The following is a 25,224-nucleotide window of genomic DNA, read 5'->3' on the forward strand; positions in this document are numbered from 1 at the left end:
CCCAGGCGGCCGGGGCACATCCGCCTTCCGTCTCCGCGACGGATCCCAGCGCCCACAGCCGAGTCCGACCGGACGACGCCGGCCTCGTCGGGCCGGGACACGCTGCGGGAGGCCGCGTCGTAGGCGGATGCCGCTGCCGCCTGCAGTGTCGCGAGGGGACGGGTCTGCCGCTCAGATCGCGGTGAACCCGCCGTCCGCCGCGATCACGGCGCCCGTGATGAAGCTCGAACGCGGCGATGCGAGGAAGCAGAGCACCTCGGCGATCTCTTCCGGCTTGGCCACCCGGCCGAGCGGCTGGGCGCCGGCGAAGGACGCCAGGTACGCACGGCTGTCGGAGCGGAAGGTGTCGAGGAAGTCCGTCTCGATGACGCCCGCGGCCACGATGTTCGCCCGGATGCCCAAGGGCCCGCCCTCGACGGCGAGGACCTTGGTCAACTGGGCCAGTGCCCCCTTGGACGCGCTGTAGGCGGCGCCCTCGGGCAGTGCGATCGTGCAGACGTAGGAGCCCGTGCTCACGATGGCTCCACCACCAAGGTTCCGCATCGCACGGAACGCCTCACGGGCAAAGAAGAAAGAACCCCGGGCGTTGACCGCCATCACGGCGTCCCAGTCCTGCGCCGTCGTCTCTGTGATCGGCTTGTTGAGGGTGCGCCCGGCGTTGTTGACCAGGATGTCGAGACCGCCGAAGACATCGACGGCCTCCCCCACCGAGAGGTGGGCGGTCCCCTCATCGGTGACATCGCCGACAAGGGGGTGCACGCCCGGAAACTCGGCGGGCAGTTCCTTCACCCCGGGGCGTCGATCGACGGCGACGATCTGTGCGCCGCGGTGGTGCAGCAGCCGGACGGTCTCCTTGCCCACGCCGCGCGCGGCCCCGGTGACGAGGGCGACCTTCCCAGCGAACTCGGCGGTCTCGACGGACGGATTCGCAGGTGTCATTGTCCATTCCTTGGGTGGTGGGGTCAGAGGCCGGTCGCGAGGCGCCTGGATCGCCTCGCGATGACGCGGCGGCGGACTTTCTGCGCGCCCTTCTGCCAGTCCGCCGCTCAGTAAGCGGTGAGCCCGCCGTCGACCACGAGCTCCGAGCCGGTGACGAAGGAGGAGTCGTCGCAGGCGAGAAAGAGGAAAGCTGGTGCGATCTCGTCGGCACGGCCGGCCCGGCGCATCGGGGTGCGCTGGATGTCCGGTTGTCGATCACCCTGCTCGTCCAGGAGATCCTGGATCATCGGCGTCGCGATGACCCCCGGATGCACGGAGTTGACCCGCACTCCCTGCCGCGCGTACTCGACTGCGGCGGTCTTGCTCAACAGGCGCACCGCGCCCTTGGACGCCTGGTAGGCCGCGGCGGCGCCGCTTCCCACGAGCCCGAGCACCGATGACGTATTGATCACGGACGCGTTGCCGCTCGCGCGCAGGAGCGGCATCGCCGCCTTCATACCGAGCCAGGTGCCTTTCTGGTTCACGTCGATGACGCGGTCCCAGGCGTCCTCCCGCGTGTCCTCGATGCCCGGCCAGTCCACGATGCCGGCGAGATTCACCAGCACGTCCAGCGTGCCGAATCGGTCGCGCACGAGGCCGATCGCGTCGTCCCACTCCCGCGCGGAGGAGACGTCGAGGCGGGCGGAGACGACCTCCGCGCCACGCGCCTCGATCCGGTGGGCCAGGTCGCGCAGGGGCCCTTCGGCGACATCGGTGATCACCAGCCGGGCGCCTTCGTCGGCGAAGAGTTCGGCGGCCGCCGTGCCGATGCCGCCGGTCGCGCCGGTGATCAGCGCGACCTTGCCGGCGAGTCGTTGCCCTGTCATAAGGAATCTCCCTGTGTCTCGTTGTGCCGATCGCCGGGTCGGGTCCTGTGGCGTTGCGAGTGCCGATCATGTGCCGGTGAAGCCGCCGGCGGTCTCGGTCATGACGGCCTCTCCTCCCGGTACAGCACGAGGTGCTCGTGATAGAGGACCCCGTCCCGGATGTCACCCGTCGCGGTGAACCCGGTGTCGTCGACGTAGTCGAGGTGGCTGCCGGTCACCGTGTACCGGCCGGTGTACGCGCTGCGCCGCTCGCCGCGGGCCTCGTTGTAGCGGCCGTCCGGCAGCAACTCCTGGCGGATGTAACCATCCGCTGTCACCCACATTCCGATCACGTCGACGGTGTCGTCATCGGCGATCCGGGACATGGCGGGCTCCTTTCCTTTGCTCACTCCACGTGGTTCTGTCTCGCTCCACCGAGTCTGCGCAGGTCAGCAGGCATCAACCAGGACGTGTGCCGCCTGGGTGCGGCGCACCCAGGCAGCACGGCGGAGCCGCCGCATAGCCTGAGCACGTGGACAGCAACCATCTGGGGGACTTCCTGCGCGCCCGCCGCGCCGGGCTGCGGCCGGAGGACGTCGGCATGGTGAGCTACGGGGCCCGCAGAGTCGCCGGGCTGCGCCGTGAGGAGGTCGCCGTCCTGGCCGGAGTGAACGCCGACTACTACACCCGCCTGGAACAAGGGCGCGAGCGCAACCCCTCACCTCAGGTGCTCGACGCCCTCAGCCGCGCGCTGCGCCTCGACGCAGACGCCCGTACGCACCTGTATCTGCTGGCCGGGACAGCGTCGGGCGACCGGCCCTCCGCCCATGTCGCCGACCGGGTCAGCCCGGCGCTGCGCCAGTTGATGGACGGCTACCCCAACACCCCGGCATTCGTCATGAGCCGGACCCTGGACATCCTCGCGACCAACGCTCTGGCCGACGCCCTCTACACCCCGTTCGAGCCGGCGGACAACCTGGCCCACATGACCTTCCTCGACCCTGCGGGCCGAGGCTTCTACACAGACTGGAACCGAGCGGCCCAGGCCACCGTCGCCAACCTGCGCCAGGCAGCAGGGTTCGATCCGGACAACCCGCGGCTACGCGAACTCATCCGCACCCTCATCGAGCACAGTGTGGACTTCGCCCGTCTCTGGAACGCTCACACCGTGCGCGGCAAGACCCGGGACGCCAAGCACCTCCTCCATCCCGACGTCGGACCCCTCACGCTCACCTACCAGGCTTTCGACGTACGCGACGCCCCCGGCCAGCAGCTTGTGATCTACCATGCCGAGCCAGGCAGCGTCAGCGCCCAGGCCCTCGATCTCCTCGGCTCCATCCACGCCACCCGGCGCCGGGCCGAACCACGTCCGCACCGTTGATCGGCAGGTCGGGAGCACTTCCACGGCCGGCACGGCTCCACCCGCTCACTTGCCCCGTACGACCACGGCGAGGCCGTTGTGGACGGCGACGACGGCGATGTCCCCCGACAGGTCGGTGCGGTAGGGGCGCATGCCGAGCCAGCGCAGGCGCCGCAGCGTCAGCGGGGCGGGATGCCCGTAGTCGTTGACCGCGCCGACGCTGATGAGGGCGGCCCGCGCGCCCGTGGCGGCGAGGAAGGCCGGTGCCTGCCGGGACGACCCGTGATGGGGCACCTTCAGCACGTCGACCCGTGGCAGGCCGCACCGCACCAGGGCTTCCTGCGCCTCCGTCTCCAGGTCACCGGCGAGCAGGGCCGCCCCCAGAATCGACCCGAATGCTGGTCGTGATCCGGGCCCTGCCGACGCCCCCGACACTCCGGGCACTCCCGGTGCTGCGGGCGCTGTGGCTGCGCCGTGTGCCGCGGGTGGGTCGCCTGGTGTCGCCGACGGATCGCCTGGTGCGGTGCGCGGTCCGAACCAGCGGACCAGCAGGACGACGCTGGCGTTGTTGGCCGTCGCCCCCTCGCCAGGGCCCTGTGGCGCCGCACCGGGCTCGGGGGCGAGCACCGTGATCTCGCTCGGCCCGAATCGCCAGCGCATCCCGGGGACCGCCTGCCATTCCGGGATCCGCGCCGTCCTGAGCTGCGTGGAGACGCGACCGGCCTCGCCCTCCGGCACGCGGCGCGAGCTCACGACGACCGCCCCCACCGCGCGGCGGCGCAGCACGCCCGGCAGCCCGCCGACGTGGTCGAGGTGAGGGTGGGTGAGGACCACGAGCGGCACCTGCCGCACTCCGAGAGCGCGCAGACACCGATCGGCGGGACCCGGCTGTGGTCCGGCGTCGACCACCACGGCCCGGCCGGGACCGGCCGCCAGCGCCAGGGCGTCCCCCTGGCCGACGTCGCAGACCACCAGCAGCCATCCCGGCGGCGGCCAGGGCGACACCACCGGCATGGCCACGAGGGCGGCGAGCAGAGCTCCCGCAGCGAGCGCCGCCACCAGGCGTCTTCGCGCACGGCCCCGCAGGACGAGCCATCCCGCGACGGCCGCCGCCGCGAGCGCGGCGACGCCCGCCACTCCCCCGAACCACTGGGCCGAGGCGAACGGAAGGTCGGCAGCCCACTGCGCCACCGCGATGATCCAGCCCACGGCCCACCCGGCGGGGCGCACCAGCAGCCGGGCCAGGTCCATGCTCACCGGGGCGATCACGGCGGCCCCGAACCCCAGCACCGTCGCGGGCGCCACCGCGGGCTCCGCGAGCAGGTTGGCCGGGATCGCGGCCAGGTCGAGGCGCCCGGACATCAGCACCAGCAGTGGCGTGACCGCCGCCTGCGCCGTGGCGGTCACGGCCAGGGCCTCGGCGAGCAGACGGGGCACCCGGCGCGCCGCCAGACGGTCACGCCACCGGGGCGCGAGGACCAGGATGCCGCCGGTCGCGAACACCGACAGCGCGAACCCCCACTGCCGGGCCAGCCCGGGATCGAACACGACCAGCCCCAGCACGGTCGCCGACAGGGCGGCCACGCCGTCCCGGGTGCGGCCGGTGCCGAGGGCCACGGCGGCGACAGTTCCCATCACGAGGGCTCGCAGCACGCTCGGCGACGGCCTCGCCACGACCGAGAACGCGATCATCGCGACGACCGCGACAACGGCCCGGAGGGCCAGTGGCAGGCCGGCGAAGCGCCCGAGCACCAGCACGGCGCCCGCCGTGATCGCGAGGTTGGTGCCGGATACGGCGGTGAGGTGGCCGAGCCCCGCCGTCGCCAGGTCGAGCCGGACTTCCTCGTCCAGCCGCGACACGTCGCCGACGACCAGGCCGGGCAGCAGCCCGCGCTGATCGTCCGGGAGCACATCGCTCGCCTCGCGCAGCCCCGAGCGCAGCACTCCGGCCGCACGCTGTACGGACGAGGGCGCGCCGATCGGCTCGGGCGGCCCCCGGACGAGCATCACGGCCGCGACGGGCTCACCCGGCTCGGCCGGGCGCAACCGCCCGCGCACCCTGACCCGCTGGCTCGGCAGCAGCGGACGCCAGCCGTCGGCGGGACCGAGCAGCACGACGGGCACGTCCACGGCGTACCGCTCCCGAGCGGCCGACACCAGCAGCATCCGGGCCCGGACGACCGCCGTCTCGCGCCGGGACACCCCGCCCTGGTGCGGCCGGATGCGCGGATCGTCGGTTATCTCGGCCTCGGCGGTCACCGTGACGTCCCGGCGGGCCAGGTCCGGCACCGGCCCGGTCGTCACCCCGTGGACCGTGAACGCCGTCACCGCGGCCGTAGCGGCCACGGACGCGAGCACCGCCAGTGCGATCCTCGCGGCAGCCCCGCCCGTCCGCCGCTGCTGCTCTCCGAAGCGGTGGCGGGGTGCCTCACCTGCCCGTTCCCCGCCCGCGGCGGCGGAGTGCTCGCCTGCCGGAGCCTGGGCGGGGTCGGCCACCTGGTTGCGGCGCCGCGCCGCGGCCCATGTGACGGCGCCCGCGACAGCCGCGGCCGGTGCCACGGCGGCTCCGGCGGCGGCGGGGCAGCCGAGCAGCACGAGTGCCGTGAGCCAGGAGGCCACCGCTGGAGCGGCCAGAGCCGCCGGACCGGAGACCGCGCTGCCGCGCCCCGGCTCGTCGCGGCCCGATCCTTCACGCCCCGGCTCATCCTGCCCCGGCTCGTCGCGGCCCTCGGGGAGGTCGTGGGGAAAACCGGCGGCGGTCACACGGAGACCTTGTCGCGCATCTCGGCGAACTTCCTGTCTCCGATGCCTGGGACGTCCTTCAACTGGTCGACGCTCTGGAAGCCTCCGTGCGCGTCCCGGTAGTCGACGATCCGTTGCGCGATCACGCCGCCGATCCCGGGCAGCGCGTCGAGTTGCTCGGCGGTGGCGGTGTTGAGGTTCACCACCCCGGCTCCCGGTGCCCCCGGCGCCATGCCCGATTCAGGGCCGGTAGCGGGGCCCGCGCCGGCCGTCGCCGGGCTTCCGGCGACGATCTGCTCACCGTCCACCAGACGCCGGGCCAGGTTGATCCCGCCCGGTTTCGCGCCCTTCCGCAGACCTCCCGCGGCCTCGATCGCGTCGGCGACCCGCGAGCCGGACGCGAGGACGAACACCCCCGGGTTGCGGACCTTGCCCGTCACGTGAACCACGACTCGCGCCGATGAACCGGGGGGCGTGGCCATAGGACCACCGGCGCCCGCGACGTAGGCTGTCGCGCCCGGCCCGCTATCGGCTGCGGGGCCCGACGTCGCGGGCCAGGCCGAACCCGGTGCCGTGGTTGGGCCGGCGGCGGAGCCTGCGACGTGGTCGGCGGCAGGGCCGAGTTCGCGAACCGCGGCGGCCGGGAGCGGAGGGGCGACGGGCTCGGCCACCGGCCTCGACCGCCAGGCCAGGATCCCGGTGACAACCGCGGCGAGCAGCCCGGCGGCCACCAGCACCCGCAGCCCGGACATGCCCGGGTCGAGCCGTGGCAGGGCGCGACCGAGAGCCCCCCGTCCGAGCGTCCGCAGGTCCCGCACGTACGTTCCCGGCCCGTCCGCTCGTCCCTCCCGTCGATCGGCGACCTCTTCGGGCGTGCCGGACATGCCGGAGGTCTCCTCCCGGTAAGGGCCGTCCTCGGCCTCGGTCGGATGCTCCGGCACGTACGACTCCGTACGGACGAGGTGGGGGGCGCCGAACGACGGCGGCGGCCCGGGCGGGGACGGTGTCGACCGCAGGCGCGCGGACGGGGGAACCGGGTCGAGCGGACGCAACAGCCCGCGCAGGCGGGACTCGCCGACGATGCCGCGGACCGCCCCGCGAGACTCCTTGCTTCGCACGCCTTGGACGGTAGGGACACGCCAGGTCCCCGCCGGGTGCCGAACGCGATTCTGTGGACAACCCGCGAACCCCCTAAGAGCCCGCCGGGCGAGGGGTGAGAGGGCACGGCGATGCCGCAGCGCCGCACGCGGCCGCGCTGGGAGCCGCACTGCCCGGGGCGCGGCACAGCCCGGCACAGCGCGGCTACACAGCACGGCTACACAGCACGGCGCGGCGGCGCGGCACAGCGACACGACCCGGTGCGGCCACAGCGCGGCACGGCACGGCAGCGGGCGCGGCACTGCCCAGGGCGCGGCGCACGGCACAGCGCGGCTCCGCACAGCGAGACAACGGTGGTGTGCGGCCTTGCCCGGAGGCTCAGTCCACGGCGGCGGGGGCGACGGTGACGCCGAGCATGCCGGGGCCGACGTGAGCGCCGAGGACAGGCCCGACCTCGGCCACCCACATCCGTACGAGCCTGGGCAGCCGTGCCGTCAGGCCCTTGGTGAGCGCCTCGGCCCGCTCGGCCGCCATGAGGTGCTGGACGGCCACGTCGACCGGCCGGTCCCCCGCCGCCTCGACGGCCAGGTCCTCCAGGCGGGCGAGGGCGCGGCTCCCGGTGCGGACCTTCTCCAGAACGCCGATCTCGCCGTCGGCCATGCGCAGCAGCGGTTTGATCGACAGCGCCGATCCCAGGAGGTTGGTCACCCGTCCGATGCGGCCGCCGTGCCGCAGGTAGTCGAGCGTCTCGACGTAGAAGAACGTGCTCGCGGCAGCGGCCCGCCGTCGGGCCACGTCGGCCACCTCGGCGACTGCGGCGCCCGCCACGGCCGCCCGCGCGGCGGCCAGCACCGCGAAGCCGAGTCCCATGGCGATCGACCCGCTGTCGACGACCTCGACCGGCACGGGGGCCTCACGCGCGGCGAGTCGCGCGGAGTCCGCGGTGCCGGACAGCGCGCCGGACAGGTGGACGGAGACGATCGCGGCGGCGCCGTTCGCGGCGGCTCGCCGGTAGGCGTCGGCGAAGCGCTCGGGGGCCGGGCGGGAGGTGACGATCGGCGAGCGGCCCTTGAGGGCGTGCGCGAGAAGACCGGCGTCGAACGGGGTCACGTCGTCGATCTCGCGATCGCCCAGGATCACCTGAACCGGCACGACGGTGATGTTCCATCTGCCGGTCGCCTCGGCGCCCAGGTACGCCGTGGAATCGGTGACGACAGCGACAGGTGGTGACATATCGCGAGATTACCCAAGGGTGATCGCCCGGCAACCTCTTCGTGAACGTTCAGGCCACACCGGTCACTGGACCGGTACGCCGCCCCGCCAGACGCGACGCGGCTTGAGGCCGAACGACCAGGCGAACGCGCCCTCGTGGTCGGCGTCCCACTGGACGATGTCGGCGAGGCGGCCGGGAGCGAGGATGCCGCGGTCGGGAGCGCCGAGGACCTGGGCGCCGCCCAGCGTGGCGGCCCGCAGGGCGTCTCCGACGCTCATCCCGAACGCCGCCACCGCGAGGCTGATGACCAGGGACATCGAGGTGATGCCGCAGTGGCCGGGGTTGTGGTCGCTGCCGAGCGCCACCGGGACGCCCTGGGCCAGCATCCGGCGCACCGGCGGGAGGTGGCCCACCTGCAGGGCCGCGCCCGGGCAGACGACGGCGGGCACGCCGTATCTCGCCATCAGGGCGACGTCCTCGTCCGAGGCGTGGTGGAGCAGGTCGGCGGAGGCGCAGCTCATCTCGGCCGCGAGCTGGACGGCGCCGCGCCGGTTGTAGGCGCCCGCGTGGATGCGCGGCAGCAGCCCGACGTTGCGGCCGGAGGCCAGCACCCAGCGGGCCTCCTCGGCGGTGAAGTGACCGTCGTCGCAGTAGACGTCCACGCTGTCGGCCCCGGCGCCGGCGGCGTCCGCGCACCACGAGGCCACGGCCTCGACGTAGTCGCGCTGGCGGCCGAAGTATTCCGGCGGCACCACGTGGGCGGCCATGAACGTGACGTGGACCCGCGGCATCATCGGCTCTTTCTCGAGCTCGCGCAGCAGCCGCACGTCGGCCAGCTCGCCGTCGCGGGTCAGGTGGTAGCCGGTCTTGGCCTCGACGGTCGTGGTGCCGCCGAGCAGCCACTCGCGCAGCCGCTCGCGGACCCCGTTGCACAGCGTCCAGGGGTCGGTGCCACGCGTGACGGTGACGGTCGAGCCGATGCCGCCGCCCGCCGCCGCGATGGCCGAGGCGCTGGACCCGCCGGAACGCATCGCCATCTCGGCGTAGCGGTTGCCGGCGTAGACGGGGTGGGTGTGCGCGTCGATGAGGCCGGGCGTGACGAGCGCACCGCCGAGGTTCTCCACGTGGTCGACGTCGACGATGTCGTCCACGACGCCGGGAACGCTCTGCGGGAGGTCTGCGGCGCGGCCGACCCACGCGATCCGGTCGTTGTGCACCAGGATCGCCGCGTTGCTGCACACATCGTGCCCGGTCCAGAGCCGGCCGATGTTCGTGAGAAGGCGAACGGTCATCCGATCACCTGCCAAACACCCCGGGACGACGAATGGCCCCCGCCTGCGGGCGCCTGGCCCGCCGGGTCCGCTTCGCGTCCGGACGTCATTGGGGGGTCTCCTGCCTCATCGCGCACCGATGTTGTGCGATGACCCTACCGCCGGGGTCTCGAACCCGGGCGATTCAGTTCAGTTACGGTATTTCACAGGTGGGCTTGATGTACAGGGTTAGCGACAGAAACGTACGCCGGTCTCATGCGCATCGCCGCGCATCATTCGTCTCACACGCTGCGGCGAGATCAGGATCGACGAGACCGATCCGATGTCCGCGAACGCCTTGGAAAGGGTGACCGCACTGCCTGGTGTCATGTTGTTACCCACGCCATAAGGTCCCATTAGGCTTTCCTTATCGTAGCAAGGGCAACCGCTGGCGGGCCACCGACACGCCGGATGTGGCCCGCCCATAAGAGGCGTCAGACGGTCTCGACGGGCTTGGCCACCCGGTCCAGCTCCGCGTAGAGGTCGGCGAAGACCCGGGCGTGCAGGATCGTGCCGTCGCCGGTGTGCTCCAGCGACAGGACCTCGCCCTCGCTGTGCGCCCGCGCGATCAGGTCGCCCCTGTCGTACGGCACCAGCAGCCTGACCTCGTGGTCGAGGCGGGGCAGCTCCCGCTCGATCACGGACATCAGCTCGCCGATCCCGGCCCCGGTGCGGGCGGAGACGACGACGCTGTGCCGCTCCTTCATCGTCAGCCGGGTCAGCACGACGGGATCGGCGGCGTCGGCCTTGTTGACGACCACGATCTCCGGGATGTCCCGCGCGCCCTCGATCTCGGCCAGCACCTCGCGGACGGCCGCGATCTGCGACTCGGGATCGGGATGCGACCCGTCCACCACGTGGAGGATCAGGTCGGCGTCCGCCACCTCCTCCAGCGTCGAGCGGAACGCCTCGACGAGCTGGTGGGGCAGATGCCGGACGAAACCGACCGTGTCGGCCAGCGTGAACAGGCGGCCCTCGGGCGTGCGGGCCTTGCGCACGGTCGGGTCGAGGGTCGCGAACAGCGCGTCCTCGACCAGCACGCCCGCACCGGTCAGCCGGTTGAGCAGCGACGACTTGCCGGCGTTGGTGTATCCGGCGATCGCCACGGCCGGCACCTCGCGGGCCTGCCGACGGTGCCGCATGGTCTGCCGTGCGGTCGACATCTCCTTGATCTGCCGCCGCAGCTTGGCCATCCGCTCGCGGATCCGCCGCCGGTCCAGCTCGATCTTGGTCTCACCGGGGCCGCGGCCGCCGATGCCGACGCCGCCCGCGGCGCGACCGCCGACCTGGCGGGACAGATTGCCACCCCAGCCTCGCAGGCGCGGCAGCAGGTACTGCAGCTGCGCCAGCTCGACCTGGGCCTTGCCCTCGCGGCTCTTGGCGTGCTGGGCGAAGATGTCGAGGATCAGCGCGGTCCGGTCGATGACCTTGACCTTCACGACCTCTTCGAGCTGGCGGAGCTGACCGGGGGTCAGCTCGCCGTCGCAGATCACGGTGTCGGCGCCGCCGGCGGCGACGATGTCCCGCAGCTCGATCGCCTTGCCCGATCCGATGTAGGTGGCGGGGTCGGGCCGGTCGCGACGCTGGATCAGACCCTCCAGCACCTGCGATCCGGCGGTCTCGGCCAGCAGCTTCAGCTCCTGCAGCGAGTTCTCCGCCTCCAGGGCCGTGCCGCCCGCCCAGACGCCGACCAGGACGACGCGCTCCAGCCGGAGCTGCCGGTACTCGACTTCGGTGATGTCTTCGAGCTCTGTCGACAGACCCGCTACGCGGCGGAGCGCCTGGCGCTCTTCCAGTTCGTAATCGCCCACGGCGAGGTCTTCGGGCTCGTTTCGCATATATGTCATCTCTACTAGACAGAACAGTCGGACACCCCGATGCCTTCCCGGTCCCCGGGTGCCTTTCGTCGATGGTGACACGACCCCGGGACGTACGCACTCCCTTATACGCGCAGTTCGGCCAGGAGTCGCGCGCTCCGCTCCGCCCAGTAGTCCAGCCCCAGGCGGGTGTGGATCTCGTGGGCCCGGCGCGCGTGGTCCAGGGCCCGCTCCCGGTCGCCCATGGCCACCGACAACATCGCCAGCGCCTGGTGGATCGAGCCCCAGCCGACCGTGCCGCTGCCGTGGAGGGCCAGCCGGTCCGCGTACGGCGCCAGCCTGGCGTACAGGCCCGAGGGGTCGGGGACTCCGAGTTGGGCCGCGACGTACGACCAGACGACGGCGGCGAACTCCCCCGACCAGTCGTCGGGGACGGTCGTGCCCCATCGGGCGATCAGGTTCCCGGCCAGCTCACGATCGCCCACGTCGAGCGCCGCGAGCACGGCTATGGGACGCAGCGGGTCGTTGTGCGGCTGCGACGCCGCCGCGATGACCTCCTCGAGGATCTCGGCGACCCTGCCCTGTCCCCGGCGGCAGGCGTAGAGCATGGTCGGCCGCACGACGCCCAGGCCCCACATGCTGCTGTCGCCGAAGACCTCGCCGAGCTCGCCGGCGAGGCGCTCGACCTCGTCCCAGCGGCCGTCCAAAGTCAGCCGCGCGGCCTCGGCGATGCGCACCATGGCCGTCAGCTCAGATCTCCTGACCTCCTGCAGCAGATGCTCGGCGCGAGCCAGATCCCGCTCCCACTCGGTCAGCTCCCCCGCCCTGAACAGGCACGCCATCCGGTGCACCCGGGCCACGATCTCAGCCGCGGCGGGAAGATCCGGCACCGCGAGCATCTCCTCGGCGGCACGGCGCCGCTCGTTCTCCCGCTCCGGCACCCAGGACGCGATCACGTAGTTGTTGAGCACCTGGAGGAGCAGGGCCGGGTCGCCGATCCCGCGGGCGATCTCCACAGCCTCCGCCACCATCGCCTCGCCTTCGGCCCGGCGCGGCCCGTAGTTGAGCTCGATGCCGAGAGTGCCGAGCAGCGCCGCCCGGTGGGCGTCGTCCAGGGGGCCCGCCAGCAGGTTCTCGATGAGGGCGACCGTGTGGTCGTCGACCACTCCGTACGACCGCCAGTTCCAGACGCTGAGGGTGCCGAACACCGCCACGGCCTCCACCAGGGCCTCCCGGTCGGCCGTGTCCTCCGCCAGCTCGATGGCCTCCTCGAGTGCCGCCCGAGCCCGCACGGCGTCCCCGACCACACGCAGCGACCGGCCCAGCTCGATCAGCAGGCGGCACCGCCTCGCCGGGTCGCGCGTGCCGAGGGCGAGCAACGCCCTGTCCCACAGCTCGACCGCCTCGTCGTACGCGCGCTGCGCGGTCGCCTGCCTGGCCGCCCTGGCGGCGTAGCCGACGGCCTTGTCCGCTCCCCCGACGCGCGCCGCCATGGCGAAGTGGTGGGCGAGGACGGGCAGGCGCGCCGCCTTGTTGCCGCCGGGCGGCGCCGTCGGCAGGGACTCCAGGGCCTCCGCCACGCCCAGGTGGAGCCTGGCCTTCTCCAGGCGGCCGAGCCCGGCGTGTAGAGCGCGTCACGCACCAGGGCGTGCGAGAAGCGGTAGTCGAAGCCTCCCGGCGCCTCGGCGAGGAGGCCGACGGCGACGGCGGGCTCCAGCAGCGACATCACCTCCTCCGCCGGGGTTTCCGTGAGCGCCTCCAGCACGTCGAGGCTGACGTCGCGGCCCAGGACGGCGGCGCGGCGCAACAGCTCCCTGGTGGGCTCGGGCAGCCGCGCGGCCCTCCGCTCGATGACCTCCATGACGCCTTCGGGCACGCCCAGCGACGCGGCGCCGAGCCGGTGCTCGCTGCCGAGCAGCCGCAGCAGCTCGCCGAGGTAGAAGGGGTTGCCGCCGGTGCGGCGGTAGAGCACCTCGGCGAGCGCGGGGTCGGTCAGGTCGTGCCGCCGCAGGAACGCGCCGACCTCCTCCTTGGTGAACGGCGCGAGGGTGAGCCGCTCGGTGCCGGGCTCGCGGGTAAGGGCGGCGAGGGTGTCGCGCAGCCGCTCGGGCTCCCTGCCCGGCTCCGGCCGTACGGTGGCCAGCACCAGCACGGGCCTGCGGTGCAGCTCGGCGGCGAGGAACGCGAGCAGCCGCAGCGAGGCGGCGTCCGCCGCGTGGAGGTCGTCCAGCACCACCAGCGTCGGCGTGCCGGATCGGGCGAGCGCGGCCAGCACGCCCTCGTACAGCTCGAAGAGCGCGGCCTCGGGGTCGGCGGCGGCGTCGCCCTCGCCCGCGAGAAGCCGCGCGGCGGCCCGGCCCCGCTCCCCCAGCTCGCGCAGCGCCTGCAGCCAGGGCCAGAACGGCGGGGCCGCCTCCGCCTCCACGCAGCGGCCCCAGACGACCGTGACGCCACGGGCCTCGGCCTCCTCGGCGGCGAGCTGGGCCAGCCTGGTCTTGCCGATTCCCGGCTCGCCGGTCACCAGCAGCACGCCGCCGCGGCCCCGCCGTACGGCGCCGAGCCGTTCGCCGAGGCGGGCGAGTTCGCGCTCGCGTGCGACGAGAGCCGCGGACGACGGCGGCTCGGCCGCCGAAAGGCGTCTCTCCTCAGGGGCGGCCGGCCGCGCGACGGCGGGCGCTTCCAGGGGCGCGGGCGCGTCCAGGGACGGCGACTGCTCAAGCACGGCCTGCTCCAGCCACCGCAGCTCGGGGCCGGGCTGCAGGCCCATCTCCTCGGCGAGCAGGGCCCGCACCCGGCGCAGCGCGCCGAGCGCGTCGGTCTGCCTGCCCGACCGGTAGAGGGCGAGGACGAGCAGGCTCCACAGCCGCTCGCGGTAGGGGTACCCCTCGACCAGCCGCTCCAGGTCGGCCACGCACGAGGGCCCGTCGCCCATGGCGAGCCTGGCCTCGAACCGGTCCTCGACCGCCACCGCCCGCAGCTCGGACAGGCGCGCGATGACGGGCTGGGCGAAATCGTAGGCCGCGAACTCGGCGAGCGGCTCGCCGCGCCACGTCTCCAGCGCCCGGTCGATCAGCCCGAGCACCGCGGCGTACTCGCGCCGGGCGAGCGCCCTGCGGCCGTCCTCCACCCAGGAGACGAAGCGCACGAGGTCGACCTGGCCGGGCGCGACGGACAGCAGGTAGCCGGGCTCGCGGGTGAGCAGCACGGCCGGGGGCGTGCGTGGCCGGCGTCCCGGCTCCAGCACCTTGCGCAGGTTCGAGACGTACGACTGCAGCGTCGCGGTGGCGCTGGAGGGCGGCTCGTCCGCCCACAGCTCGTCGATCAGCCGATCGAGGGAGGCGATCCTGCCGGGTTCCAGGGCGAGGACGGCGAGCACCGCCCGCTGCTTGCGCGGGCCGAGGTCGATGACGCGGCCGTCGTCGCCGGTTACCTCGAAGGGGCCGAGCAGCCGGAAGGACAGCGAGTTCATGACCGAAAACCCCTCTGATAGCTGCGGCAAGCGTAGAGCCGGGACGACCCCCACCGGAACGGTCCACTTGGGGGCGACTTGGACGGTCTCCAAGTCACGCCCATGCGGACTCCGATCCCTGTGTTCCACGGTGGTCCCGCACGAGGAACCGACGATGGGGAGGAGAAGAGATGGACCAGGTGAAGGCGCTCGGCGCCGATCTCCGCCGGGTGGCGCGCGGCCGGGTGCTGGTGCGGGGCGACGAGGGCTTCGACGAGAGCCGGCGCCCCTGGGACATGGCCGTCGACCAGCGGGTCGCGGCGGTCGTCGAGGCGCGGGACGCGCACGACGTCGCGGCCGTGGTCGGCTACGCGGGCCTCGCCGGGCTGCGCGTCGCCACCCAGGCGAACGGGCACGCCCCCGACGCCTTCGACGACGCGATCCTGCTGCGCACGACGGCGCTGCGCGGCCTGACCGTACGGCCGGCTGAGCGGGTGGCCCGGGTGGAGGCCGGCGTCTCGTGGGGCGAGGTGCTCACAGCGGCGGGCGAGCACGGGCTGACGCCGCTGGCGGGCAGCACAGGGGCCGTCAGCGCCACCGGGTTCACCCTGGGCGGGGGCCTGAGCTGGTTCGGGCGCAGGTACGGCTTCGCCGCCGACGGCGTGCGCGCGTTCGAGGTCGTGGACGCCTCCGGCGAGCACGCGACCGTCACGGCCGGCAGCGACCCCGAGCTGTTCTGGGCGCTGCGCGGCGGCGGGGGCGACTTCGCGGTGGTGACCGCGATGGAGTTCGACCTGCACCCGGCGCCGGTGCTGTACGGCGGGCGGATCCTGTGGCCGGCCGGGCGGGCCGCGGAGGTGCTGGCCGCCTTCCGCGCCACCACGGCCGGGGCACCCGAGGAGCTGACGGTCTGGTTCCACCTGCTGCAGTTCCCGCCGCTGCCCGAACTGCCCGAGCCGCTGCGCGGCCTGTCGGCCGTGACGATCGACGTCACCTACCTCGGCGACCCGGACGAGGCGCGGGCCCTGCTGCACCGGTTCGACCGGATTCCCGAGGCAATCTTCGACACGCGCGGCCCGATGCCGGTGGCGAACCTCGCGGACATCTGCGCGGAGCCGACCGACCCCACGCCCGCGATGCTGCGTTCCGAGCTGCTCACCGGGCTCGGCGACGCCGAGGCGGCGGCGCTGCTGGCCGCCGCCGGGCCCGGCACCATAGCGCCGCTCGCCTACGTGCAGATCCGCCACCTCGGCGGGGCACTGGCCCGGGTGGACGAGATGGGAGGGGCCTGCGGCCACATCGCGGAGCCCTACCTGCTGAGCACGCTCGGCGTGCTCGCGGCGCCCGGCATGGCGGAGGCGATCCAGAGGCGGCAGTCGGCCGTCTCCGACGCGGTGGCGGGGGTCGCGAGCGGCCGCACGCCCTTCACCTTCCTCGGCCACGGGGAGCCGGCGGCGTCCGCCTTCCCGGCCGAGATCCTGGCCCGCCTGCGCGAGATCAAGCGCCACCGCGACCCGCACGGCGTTATCCTCGGCAACCACCCCGTCCTCGGGTGACGGCGGCTCATCCGTCCAGTTCGGCGAGGAGCCGGCCGCTCTCCTCCGCCCAGTGGTCCAGCCCCAGGCTCAGGTGCGTCTCGTGGGCCCGGCGCCCGTGGCGCAGGGCGAGGCCGCGCTCGCCCGTGGCGTCCGCCAGCTCGGCCAGGACCAGGTGGGTGGAGCCCCAGCCGGCGCCGCCCATGCCGCTGACCACGAGCCGTTCCCCGTACGGCGCGAGCCTCCGGTAGAGGGCGGCGGGGTCGGGCATGCCGAGCCTGGCGGCCACGTGGCCCCACACGACGACGAGGAACTCGGCGGTCCAGTCGTCGCGGATGTCGCCGCTCCAGCGCTCCGCCAGCCGCCGGGCGAGCGCGGTGTCGCCCGCGTCGAGGGCGGCCAGCACGGCGACCGCGCGCAGCGGCACCATGTCGGGGTCGTGCGCCCGGGACACGAGCCGGTCGGCCAGCTCGTCCACCCGGCCCTGCCCGCGGCGGCAGGTGTAAAGGGTGATCAGGCCGGGGTAGTCGAGCCCCCACATGCTGAACCCCGCGATGAGCGCGGTGAACTCCTCCGCGAGGCGTTCGGCCTCCGCCCAGTCGCCGCGCATCGTGCGGCCGGCGGCCTCGGCGATCCGCGCCATCCCGGTCATCTCGGGCCGCCTGATCTCGTCCGCCAGCCGCACGCAGCGGGTAAGGTCGCGGTCCCACTCCGCGAGCTCGCCCGCCCGCAGCAGATGCGCCATGCGGAAGACCCGGGCGACGGCCTCCGCCGTCGGGTCCAGCGGAAGGGCGAGCATCTCCTCGACCGCCCGGCGGCGCTCGTCCTCCCGCGCGGAGACCCAGGCGGCCATCACGTAGTTGTTGAGCGAGCGGGCCAGCAGGCGGGGGTCGCCGGTGCGGCGGGCGAGCCGCACGCCGTCGGCCGCCAGCCGCTCCCCCTCGGCCCTGCGCGGCGAGTAGTACAGCTCCAGGCCCAGGGTGCCCAGCAGGGTGGCCCGCTCCGCGTCGCCGAGCGGCTCCTTCAGCAGGCCCTCCAGCAGGGCGACGGACTCGCCGTCCACGACGCCGTAGTGGCGCCAGTTCCACACGGCCATGCCGCCGAACACGGTGACGGCCTCGATCAGCGTCGCGCGTTCGCCGCTCCCGGCGGCGAGACCGATCGCCTCCTGCAGGGCCGACCTCGCCCCGGCGACGTCGCCGACCGCGCGCAGCGCCTCGCCGCGGCGCACCAGCAGCGCGCACCTCCGGGCCGGGTCCGCCGGGCCGAGGGCGGCGAGGGCCCTGCCCCACCACTCCACCGCCTCGTCGTACGCGCAGCCGGCGGCGGCCTGCCGGGCGGCCAGGACGGCGTACTCCACCGCCTTGTCGGCGCCGCCCGCCCGGGCGGCCGCCACGAAGTGGTGGGCGAGCACGGACGCCTCGACCCCCGGAAGCGTCTCCAGCGCCTCCCCTGTGCGCAGGTGCAGCCGCGCCGCGCGCACCCGGCCGAGACCGGCGTAGAGGGCGTCGCGGACGAGGGCGTGCGAGAACCGGTAGTCGAAGCCGGGCACCTCGACGAGCAGCCCCGTCGCCACGGCCGGTTCGAGCCGCAGCATCGCCTCCTCCGCGCCCACGCCGCAGGCCGCCTCCAGCCCGTCGAGGCTCACCTCGCGGCCGAGCACGGCGGCCGCCTCCAGCAGCGCACGGGTGTCCTCCGGCAGCCGCGCGACGCGGCGGCCGATGACCTCGCGCACCCCGTCGGGCACGCCGACCGAGGCGGCGTCGAGCCGGTGCTCGCTGCCCAGCAGCCGGATCAGCTCGCCCAGATAGAAGGGGTTGCCCCCGGTGCGCTCGTGCAGCAGCGCGGCGAGCCGCGTGTCCGGCAGGTCGCGCCCGGCCAGGTAGGCGGCCACCTCCTCCCGGGTGAACGGCGGCAGCGTGAGGCGCTCCGCGCCGCGTTCGCGGGCGAGCGCGGCCAGCGTTTCGCGCAGTTGCTCGGGGTCGCCGCCCGGCTCAGGACGGATCGTCGCCAGCACCAGCACCGGCGACCGGTGCAGCTCTCCGGCCGCGAACGCGAGCAGGCGCAGGGACGACGCGTCCGCCCAGTGCAGGTCGTCGAGGACGACGAGCGCCGGCCCCGCCGCCCGAAGGGCTGCGGTCACCCGCTCGTGCAGCTCGAACAGCGCGGCGCCCGGGTCGCCGCCCGGTGTCCGTCCCGGCGAGCCCCCGGACAGGGCGGCCAGCGCGTCCGCCGCGTCGGGGCCGAGGTCGCGCAGCACCCGCAGCCAGGGCCAGAAGGCGGGGGCGCCGGTGTCCTCGGCGCAGCGGCCCCAGGCGATCGCCATCCCCAGGGCGGCCGCCTCGTCGGCCGCAGCCTCCGCGAGGCGGGTCTTGCCGATGCCCGCCTCCCCGGTGACCAGCAGCACGCCGCCCCGGCCTCGGCGGGCCTCGGCCAGGCGGGCGGCCACGCGTCCGAGCTGCTCGCGCCGGGCGACGAGCCCGTCGTGGACGACCGGTCGCGGCGCGGTCCCGGGCGGGACGGCCGTCACCGGCGCGGCGGCGGGGGCGAGCGGGACCGGCCCGGGACCGCCGAGGTCCGGCGACTGGTCGAAGACGGCCTGCTCGAGCCGTCGCAGCTCGGGGCCGGGCTCCAGGCCCAGTTCCCCGGCGAGCAGCGCCCTGACCCTGCGCAGCGCGGCGAGGGCGTCGGCCTGCCGTCCGGACCGGTAGAGGGCGAGCACGAGCAGGCCCCACAGCCGCTCCCGGTAGGGATGGTCCTCCACCAGGCGTTCGAGGTCGGGCACGCACGATCCCGCGTCGCCGAGCGCCAGCCGGGCCTCGAACCAGTTCTCGGTGGCCGTGGCGCGCAGCTCGGTCAGCCGTGCGACGACCGGCTGGGCGAACTCGTACGCGGTGAACTCGGCGAGCGGCTCGCCCCGCCACGTCTCCAGCGCGCCGCGCAACGACTCGGCGGCAGGGGCGTGCTCGCCCCGGGCGAGCGCCCGCCCGCCGTCCTCGGCCAGCGCGCTGAAACGGACCAGGTCCACCTGGCCGGGCGCCACCGCCAGCAGGTAGCCGGGCTCGCGGGTGACCAGCACCTTCGGCGGCGTGCGCGGCGGCCGGCCGGGTTCGAGCGCCCGGCGGAGCTGGGAGACGTACGCCTGCAGGGTCCCTGTCGCGCTCGACGGCGCCTCCCCCGACCAGAGCTCGTCGATGAGACGGTCGAGGGAGACCACGCGGCCCGGCTCCAGCGCGAGCATGGCCAGCACGGCCCGCTGCTTGGGCGTGCCGAGGTCGACGGCCCGGCCGTCGGCGTCGGTGACCTCGAGCGGCCCGAACAGGCGAAAGTCCATCGTTCCTCTCGGGGACGGAGTGAACGCTTCGTAGCGTATTGCCGGATTCGCCCGCCTCCGACCAGGCTCGTCGCCGACCGTAGGCGCTGACGGGTTCGGCTTCCGGTCATGCGGCGCCGGCCACGTCGAGCCCGGGCCTCGCCCTTGTCGGTGCGACTCCGGTGCGGGTCGCGCCGACCCGCGGGTTCAGCCCGGCGAGGCCGGCGGAAGCAGGAGCAGGAAGCAGGCGCCCCGCGGACTGTCCGTGATCACCAGCGCACCGCCGTGGCCCTCCGCGATCTGGCGGGCGATGGGCAGCCCGAGGCCGGCGCCCCCGGCGCTCCCGCCGCGCGCCGAGTCGAGCCGGGCGAAGCCCTGGACGCCCGTCCCGCTGTGGTCGCGGCCGCCGACCGCGCCGTCGTTGAGCACCTCCAGCACGGCGGCCCCCGCTCGGAACCGGGCATCGCCGCCGACAGGCGCCTCCCGCCGCACGGAGACCGTCAGCCTGGACTCCGCACGCCGTTCGGCGTTGTCGAGCAGGCTCGCGATCAGCTGGTCGAGCCGGGCGCGGTCGCCCGTGACCGTCACACCGCTCTCGAGACGACGGACGATGTTCCGCGTGGGCCGGCGGGCGTTCAGCTGGGCGGCGACGAGTTCGCTCAGATCGAGCCGCTCGCGCTCGCCCGGCGCACACTCGTCCAGCCGGGTGAGCGTGCGCAGGTCGGCCGCGATCGCCTGGAGCCGGTCCAGGCTCCGCAGGACATCCCCTCCCAGCGTGTTGAGGTCGGTGTCCTCCGGTGCGAGCATGGCGCACTCGATCTGCGTCCGGATGGCGGTGATCGGGCTGCGCAGCTCGTGAGAGGCGTCGGCGGTGAAGCGGCGCAGCTCCTCGAACGCGCTCTCAAGCCGGTCCAGCGTGTAGTTCACGCTCTCCGCCAGGTGACGGATCTCGTCCTTCTCGACCAACACCGGAACTCTGCGGGCGAGGGTGGTTTTGTGGATCTCGTCGAGCTGGGCGCGGATCGCGTCGACCGGCTGGAGAGAGTGGCGTACGACCCGGTGGACGCCGTACACGACGGCGGTGGTGGAGACGACGGTCCCGCCGATCAGCAGCGCCACCAGACTCGGATAGACGTAGAACGGAACCGTCGGCACCGCGCTGTAGACGGTCCACGTGCCGTTGCGGTAGACCTGCTGCACGACCACGATCTCGCACCGGTCGGGACCGAAGACGTGGTCGCATACGACGCCGGTCGTACTCCGGCGGGGGGCCTTCGGCAGGAAGCGGGCCATCGGCGGCCTGCCCTGCAGGTCCGCGGTCGCCGCGACGACTTTGCCGTCGGGATCGACGACCTGGATGGGGCGGATCAGGGTGGGCGAGATCGACGGAAGCGGGTTGCCGACCCCTCCCCGGTCCAGGCGGTACGCGATGAGGTCGCCGGCGGCGGTCGCCTCCCTGATGAGGTTGTGGGTGTTCAGCCGGTGGAGTGCGAACATCAGGACAGCGGAGAACAAAAGGCACAGAACGGCCACACTCCCGCCGGTGATCAGCGACAGGCGGGTGTTGATCGGCCATGTTCCGGCTCGGTTCACGTGGACGCCAATCAGAATCGGGCTTAAACGGTCATCTGCCCCGAACCTCCTCTCCGCGCCTCCATCGACAGGTGAAGAATTCGTATCGACGGCGGCGGGCTCGGCACCAAAGGTGCCCGGCTGGCAGGACAACTAGCCCGTTCCTGGCCGATTCCTAATCGATCGCAAACCTTTTGCTTCATGCTCTGAATCGTCCCGAAACACGTGAAGCAGGAGGAGAACGTGACAACTCTGGGAACCGACCTTCGCCGTATGGTGCGCGGGCAGGTCCTCGTCCCCGGCGACGACGGATTCGAGGCCGCGCGGCTGCCGTGGAACCGGGCGGTCGACCAGCGGGTGGCCGCGGTCGTGGAGGTCGAGGACGCGGCCGACGCCGCCGCCGTGGTCCGCTGTGCGAGGCTGGCCGGCCTCGCCGTCGCGGTGCAGCCGAGCGGACACGGCGCCACCACCCGCCTCGACGGGACGATCCTGCTGCGCACCGGACGGTTGCGCGGCATGGAGGTCCTGCCGGAGCGGCGGACCGCCCGCGTCGAGGCCGGCGTGCAGTGGGGCGAGTTGCTGACCGCGACCGGCAAGCACGGGCTGACCGGCCTGCCCGGCAGCTCTCCCGTCGTCAGCGTCACCGGCTACACGCTCGGTGGCGGGCTCGGGTGGTTCGCCCGCAGGCACGGCTGGGCGGCCGGTGCCGTACGTGCCTTCGATGTGGTCGGCGCGGACGGCACGCAGGCCCGCGTCACGGCCGATTCCGACCCCGACCTGTTCTGGGCGCTGCGCGGCGGCGGGGGCGACTTCGCGCTGGTGACGGCGATGGAGCTGGACCTGCACCCGGCGCCGCTGCTGTACGGCGGGCGCATGCTGTGGCCCGCCGAGCGGGCGCCCGAGGTGCTCGCCGCCTACCGGGAGGTGACCGCGGCGGCGCCCGCGGAGCTGACCGTCTGGTTCGCGATGGTGAAGTTCCCGCCGGTGCCCCAGGTGCCCGAGCCGCTGCGCGGACTCGCCGCGGTCGCCGTGGACTCGACGTTCCTGGGCGGCGAGGAGGAGGGGCGCGACCTGCTCCGGCGGTTCGAGGACATCCCCGGCGTGCTGAGCGACAGCCGTGCGGCGATGCCCCTGGACGCCCTGGGCGGCATCTGCGCCGAGCCGACGCAGCCGGTGCCCGGCGCGGGCCGCGGCGAACTGCTGACCGGGCTCGGCGACGCCGTGGCGGACGATCTGCTCGCGGCCGTGGGCGACGTCGCCCCCCTGGCCACGGTGCAGGTGCGCCACCTGGGCGGCGCGCTGAGCCGGCCCGCCGACGGCGGCGGGGCGTGCGGGCACATCGCCGAGCCGTACCTGCTGAACATGATCGGGCCGGTCATGTCGCCGGAGGGCGGGCAGGCGGTCACCGCGCGGCAGGCGGAGATCGCGCGGGCGATGGCGCCGCACACGACCGGCCGCAAGCCGTTCACCTACCTGAACGGCGCTGAGAAGGCCGCCTCCGCGTTCGACGCGGACACGCTGGCCCGGCTGCGTGAGATCAAGCGCCGCCGCGACCCCGACGGCGTCTTCCGCGCCAACCAGCCGGTGCTCGCCTGACGGCGATCACAGCTTGTGCACCTCGGCGTCGCCCGATCCGGTCCTGATCGTGATCGTGTGCGGCGCCGAGGCGTCGTGCGCCACCTCGACCTTGCGGTCGCCGCTTCCCGTCGACGCGTTGACGTTGTAGACGCCGTCCGGCACCCAGAGCCGGCCGTCGCCCGACCCGGTCACGGCCTGCACGTCCGTGGGGACGGCCGAGAACCTGAGGGTGATGTCCCCCGAGCCCGTGCGGGTGTTGACCTGCTTGGCGGCGAGCCCCCGCGCGTCGACGTCGCCCGAGCCGGTGGAGGCGTTCACCTGGCCGGTCAGGTCGCGCAGCGTGACGTCTCCCGATCCGGTGTGGATCTTGACGGTGAGACCGCGCGGCACCTCCACCTCGTAGTCCACCGAGCAGCTGCCGCACTTGTACGCCAGCGTGAGCGTGTCCCCGTCGACGGAATGGCCGTTCGCGGGTTTGTCTCCGCGCCAGTGCAGGGTCTCGGTGACGTGGACGCCGGACCTGTCGCTCTCGTTCACCACGACGTCGCCGGAATCGGTGCGGGCGTCGAGGACGGCCACCTTGTCCGTCACGTCGTAGGACTCCACGGCCTGCTGCCCGCCGAAGCCGATCCGCACGTCGCATGCCGTCACGACGAGGCTCATGCCCAGGACGGCCCCCGCGACGGCCATCGTCTTGTGTCTCATGTCCTCGATCCTCGGCCATGCGTGCGGCGTCTCCCATCGGGGAATCCCCGGACCACCCCCTGAGGAATCCCTTGCGTTGACCCCCGGCCGCCTCCTGAAGTAGCGTCGATTCCACGATTCAGAACTATTTTTCCGGAAGGTGGAAAATGACGGAAGGCGTCGAGATCAAAGGCCCCCTGCTGGACCGGTTCGACGAGATCCTCACTCCCGAGGCCCTCGGCTTCGTGGCCACCTTGCAGCGCGAGTTCGACCCCAGGCGCAGGGAACTGCTCGCCGCGCGCCAGGCGCGGCAGGAGGAGCTGTCCGCGGGCGGCATGCTCGATTTCCTTCCCGATACCGCCCACGTCCGCGAGTCCGAGTGGCGGGTCGCCCCGCCCGCTCCGGGGCTGGAGGACCGCCGGGTCGAGATCACCGGGCCTGTCGACCGCAAGATGACGATCAACGCGCTCAACTCCGGCGCCAAGGTCTGGCTGGCCGACTTCGAGGACGCCAACTCCCCGACCTGGGAGAACACGATCAACGGGCAGCTCAACCTGCGCGATGCCCTCGACCGTACGATCGACTTCGAGTCCGGCGGCAAGACGTACGCGCTGCGCCCGGACGAGGAGCTGGCCACGATCGTGGTCCGCCCGCGCGGCTGGCACCTGCCGGAAAAGCACATCCTGGTGGACGGCGCGCGGATGTCCGGGTCGCTGCTCGACTTCGGCCTCTACTTCTTCCACTGCGCGCAGCGGCAGATCGGCAAGGGGCGCGGGCCGTACTACTACCTCCCGAAGATGGAGTCGCACCTGGAGGCGCGCCTCTGGAACGACGTGTTCGTCCGGGCCCAGGAACTGCTCGGCGTCCCCCGGGGGACGATCCGGGCGACCGTGCTCATCGAGACCTACCCGGCCGCGTTCGAGATGGAGGAGATCCTCTACGAGCTGCGCGAGCATTCCGCGGGCCTCAACGCCGGCCGCTGGGACTACCTGTTCAGCGTCATCAAGAAGTTCCGCACCCGGGGGCGGGAGTTCCTGCTGCCCGAGCGCAACGCGGTGACGATGACCGCGCCTTTCATGCGGGCCTACACCGAACTGCTCGTGCGCACCTGCCACAAGCGCGGCGCGCACGCGATCGGCGGCATGGCGGCCTTCATCCCCTCCCGCCGCGACCCCGAGGTCAACAAGGTCGCGCTGGAGAAGGTGCGGGCCGACAAGACCCGCGAGTCGGGCGACGGCTTCGACGGCTCCTGGGTGGCCCACCCCGACCTCGTGCCGATCTGCCGCGAGGTGTTCGACGGCGTGCTCGGCGACCGGCCCAACCAGCTCGACCGGCGGCGCGAGGACGTCCACGTCACGGCCGAGGACCTGCTGGCGGTGTCCAAGACCCCCGGCGAGATCACCGAGGCCGGGCTGCGCAGCAACGTGGACGTCGGCCTGCGCTACCTGGCGGCCTGGATGGGCGGCAACGGCGCCGCGGCGATCCACAACCTGATGGAGGACGCGGCGACGGCCGAGATCTCCCGCTCGCAGGTCTGGCAGTGGATCCACAACGACATCACGCTGGCCGACACCGGCGCGGTGGTGACACGGGAGCTCGCCGAGCGGATCATCGAGGAGGAACTGGCCGGGATCGCCGCCGAGCCGGGCTACGACGAGAAGCTCTACGCGCAGGCAACGGCGCTGTTCAAGGAGGTCGCCCTTGACGACGACTTCGCGGAGTTCCTTACGCTGCCTGCGTACGAGCGGATGCCGTGACGATGTGAGGGGA

The 25,224-nt window shown here is 73.4% G+C and carries 16 protein-coding genes; 4 read left to right on the forward strand and 12 right to left on the reverse strand.

Going from position 1 to position 25,224, the window contains the following annotated elements; translation table 11 throughout:
* Positions 1-171 precede the first annotated feature (171 nt).
* The 3 genes from HHX35_RS03585 to HHX35_RS03595 all read right to left on the reverse strand — a co-directional run bounded on the left by HHX35_RS03585 (position 172) and on the right by HHX35_RS03595 (position 2,170).
* The gene (locus tag HHX35_RS03585) at positions 172-939 is read right to left on the reverse strand and encodes an SDR family NAD(P)-dependent oxidoreductase (RefSeq protein ID WP_182897535.1); all 768 of its coding nucleotides are present in this window, start codon (positions 937-939) and stop codon (positions 172-174) included.
* A 107-nt stretch (positions 940-1,046) separates the two neighbouring features.
* A complete protein-coding gene (locus HHX35_RS03590) occupies positions 1,047-1,805 on the reverse strand; it encodes an SDR family NAD(P)-dependent oxidoreductase (protein WP_182897536.1) in 759 nt (252 codons plus the stop codon).
* A 98-nt stretch (positions 1,806-1,903) separates the two neighbouring features.
* Entirely contained in the window at positions 1,904-2,170 is a 267-nt protein-coding gene (locus HHX35_RS03595; protein WP_182897537.1) for an Atu4866 domain-containing protein, read from the reverse strand.
* 146 nt (positions 2,171-2,316) lie between these two features.
* On the opposite strand from HHX35_RS03595, the gene HHX35_RS03600 reads away from it, so the two are divergent.
* Entirely contained in the window at positions 2,317-3,165 is an 849-nt protein-coding gene (locus HHX35_RS03600; RefSeq protein ID WP_182897538.1) for a helix-turn-helix domain-containing protein, read from the forward strand.
* Positions 3,166-3,210: 45 nt separating this feature from the next.
* Here the strand turns inward: HHX35_RS03600 and HHX35_RS03605 are convergent, their stop codons facing one another.
* The 6 genes from HHX35_RS03605 to HHX35_RS03630 all read right to left on the reverse strand — a co-directional run bounded on the left by HHX35_RS03605 (position 3,211) and on the right by HHX35_RS03630 (position 14,793).
* A complete protein-coding gene (locus tag HHX35_RS03605; RefSeq protein ID WP_310738879.1) occupies positions 3,211-5,907 on the reverse strand; it encodes a ComEC/Rec2 family competence protein in 2,697 nt (898 codons plus the stop codon).
* Positions 5,904-7,004: a ComEA family DNA-binding protein gene (locus HHX35_RS44465; RefSeq protein WP_310738880.1), complete on the reverse strand. Its 1,101-nt coding sequence runs from the start codon at positions 7,002-7,004 to the stop codon at positions 5,904-5,906. The genes HHX35_RS03605 and HHX35_RS44465 overlap by 4 nt, the downstream gene beginning before the upstream one ends.
* Positions 7,005-7,362: 358 nt before the next feature.
* A complete protein-coding gene (locus HHX35_RS03615; RefSeq protein WP_182897539.1) occupies positions 7,363-8,217 on the reverse strand; it encodes a DegV family protein in 855 nt (284 codons plus the stop codon).
* A 63-nt stretch (positions 8,218-8,280) separates the two neighbouring features.
* Positions 8,281-9,489 carry an imidazolonepropionase gene (gene hutI / locus HHX35_RS03620; RefSeq protein WP_182897540.1) on the reverse strand — a complete coding sequence of 403 codons (1,209 nt, stop codon included), beginning with the start codon at positions 9,487-9,489 and terminating at the stop codon, positions 8,281-8,283.
* Between the two features lie 452 nt (positions 9,490-9,941).
* Positions 9,942-11,345 carry a GTPase HflX gene (gene hflX, locus HHX35_RS03625; protein ID WP_259404695.1) on the reverse strand — a complete coding sequence of 468 codons (1,404 nt, stop codon included), beginning with the start codon at positions 11,343-11,345 and terminating at the stop codon, positions 9,942-9,944.
* Positions 11,346-12,654: 1,309 nt separating this feature from the next.
* On the reverse strand, positions 12,655-14,793 hold the full coding sequence (locus HHX35_RS03630) for a BTAD domain-containing putative transcriptional regulator (RefSeq protein WP_182897542.1): 2,139 nt from the start codon (positions 14,791-14,793) through the stop codon (positions 12,655-12,657).
* A 170-nt stretch (positions 14,794-14,963) separates the two neighbouring features.
* On the opposite strand from HHX35_RS03630, the gene HHX35_RS03635 reads away from it, so the two are divergent.
* Positions 14,964-16,328: an FAD-binding oxidoreductase gene (locus HHX35_RS03635; protein WP_182897543.1), complete on the forward strand. Its 1,365-nt coding sequence runs from the start codon at positions 14,964-14,966 to the stop codon at positions 16,326-16,328.
* A 7-nt stretch (positions 16,329-16,335) separates the two neighbouring features.
* Here the strand turns inward: HHX35_RS03635 and HHX35_RS03640 are convergent, their stop codons facing one another.
* Both HHX35_RS03640 and HHX35_RS03645 read right to left on the reverse strand, forming a co-directional pair.
* Positions 16,336-19,641, reverse strand: coding sequence for an AfsR/SARP family transcriptional regulator (locus tag HHX35_RS03640; protein WP_182897544.1), 3,306 nt, complete (start codon positions 19,639-19,641; stop codon positions 16,336-16,338).
* A gap of 186 nt (positions 19,642-19,827) precedes the next feature.
* Positions 19,828-21,117: a HAMP domain-containing sensor histidine kinase gene (locus HHX35_RS03645; RefSeq protein ID WP_182897545.1), complete on the reverse strand. Its 1,290-nt coding sequence runs from the start codon at positions 21,115-21,117 to the stop codon at positions 19,828-19,830.
* A gap of 318 nt (positions 21,118-21,435) precedes the next feature.
* On the opposite strand from HHX35_RS03645, the gene HHX35_RS03650 reads away from it, so the two are divergent.
* Complete coding sequence (locus HHX35_RS03650; protein ID WP_310738881.1) at positions 21,436-22,788, forward strand: FAD-binding protein; 1,353 nt, start codon at positions 21,436-21,438, stop codon at positions 22,786-22,788.
* Positions 22,789-22,794: 6 nt separating this feature from the next.
* Here the strand turns inward: HHX35_RS03650 and HHX35_RS03655 are convergent, their stop codons facing one another.
* Positions 22,795-23,475 carry a DUF4097 family beta strand repeat-containing protein gene (locus tag HHX35_RS03655; protein WP_182897546.1) on the reverse strand — a complete coding sequence of 227 codons (681 nt, stop codon included), beginning with the start codon at positions 23,473-23,475 and terminating at the stop codon, positions 22,795-22,797.
* A gap of 146 nt (positions 23,476-23,621) precedes the next feature.
* Here HHX35_RS03655 and aceB point away from each other — a divergent pair, with 146 nt between their 5' ends.
* Positions 23,622-25,211: a malate synthase A gene (aceB, locus tag HHX35_RS03660; RefSeq protein WP_182897547.1), complete on the forward strand. Its 1,590-nt coding sequence runs from the start codon at positions 23,622-23,624 to the stop codon at positions 25,209-25,211.
* Positions 25,212-25,224: the final 13 nt, after the last annotated feature.

The organism is Microbispora sp. H10830 (genome assembly GCF_014161375.1).
GTDB classification, from domain to species: Bacteria; Actinomycetota; Actinomycetes; order Streptosporangiales; family Streptosporangiaceae; genus Microbispora; species Microbispora catharanthi.

Coding starts and splice junctions, on each gene's coding strand:
- HHX35_RS03585 (WP_182897535.1), bottom strand. CDS start 939: ATGACACCTGCGAATCCGTCCGTCGAGACCGCCGAGTTCGCTGGGAAG.
- HHX35_RS03590 (WP_182897536.1), bottom strand. CDS start 1,805: ATGACAGGGCAACGACTCGCCGGCAAGGTCGCGCTGATCACCGGCGCG.
- HHX35_RS03595 (WP_182897537.1), bottom strand. CDS start 2,170: ATGTCCCGGATCGCCGATGACGACACCGTCGACGTGATCGGAATGTGG.
- HHX35_RS03615 (WP_182897539.1), bottom strand. CDS start 8,217: ATGTCACCACCTGTCGCTGTCGTCACCGATTCCACGGCGTACCTGGGC.
- hutI (WP_182897540.1), bottom strand. CDS start 9,489: ATGACCGTTCGCCTTCTCACGAACATCGGCCGGCTCTGGACCGGGCAC.
- hflX (WP_259404695.1), bottom strand. CDS start 11,345: ATGCGAAACGAGCCCGAAGACCTCGCCGTGGGCGATTACGAACTGGAA.
- HHX35_RS03630 (WP_182897542.1), bottom strand. CDS start 14,793: ATGAACTCGCTGTCCTTCCGGCTGCTCGGCCCCTTCGAGGTAACCGGC.
- HHX35_RS03635 (WP_182897543.1), top strand. CDS start 14,964: ATGGACCAGGTGAAGGCGCTCGGCGCCGATCTCCGCCGGGTGGCGCGC.
- HHX35_RS03640 (WP_182897544.1), bottom strand. CDS start 19,641: ATGGACTTTCGCCTGTTCGGGCCGCTCGAGGTCACCGACGCCGACGGC.
- HHX35_RS03645 (WP_182897545.1), bottom strand. CDS start 21,117: ATGTTCGCACTCCACCGGCTGAACACCCACAACCTCATCAGGGAGGCG.
- HHX35_RS03655 (WP_182897546.1), bottom strand. CDS start 23,475: ATGAGACACAAGACGATGGCCGTCGCGGGGGCCGTCCTGGGCATGAGC.
- aceB (WP_182897547.1), top strand. CDS start 23,622: ATGACGGAAGGCGTCGAGATCAAAGGCCCCCTGCTGGACCGGTTCGAC.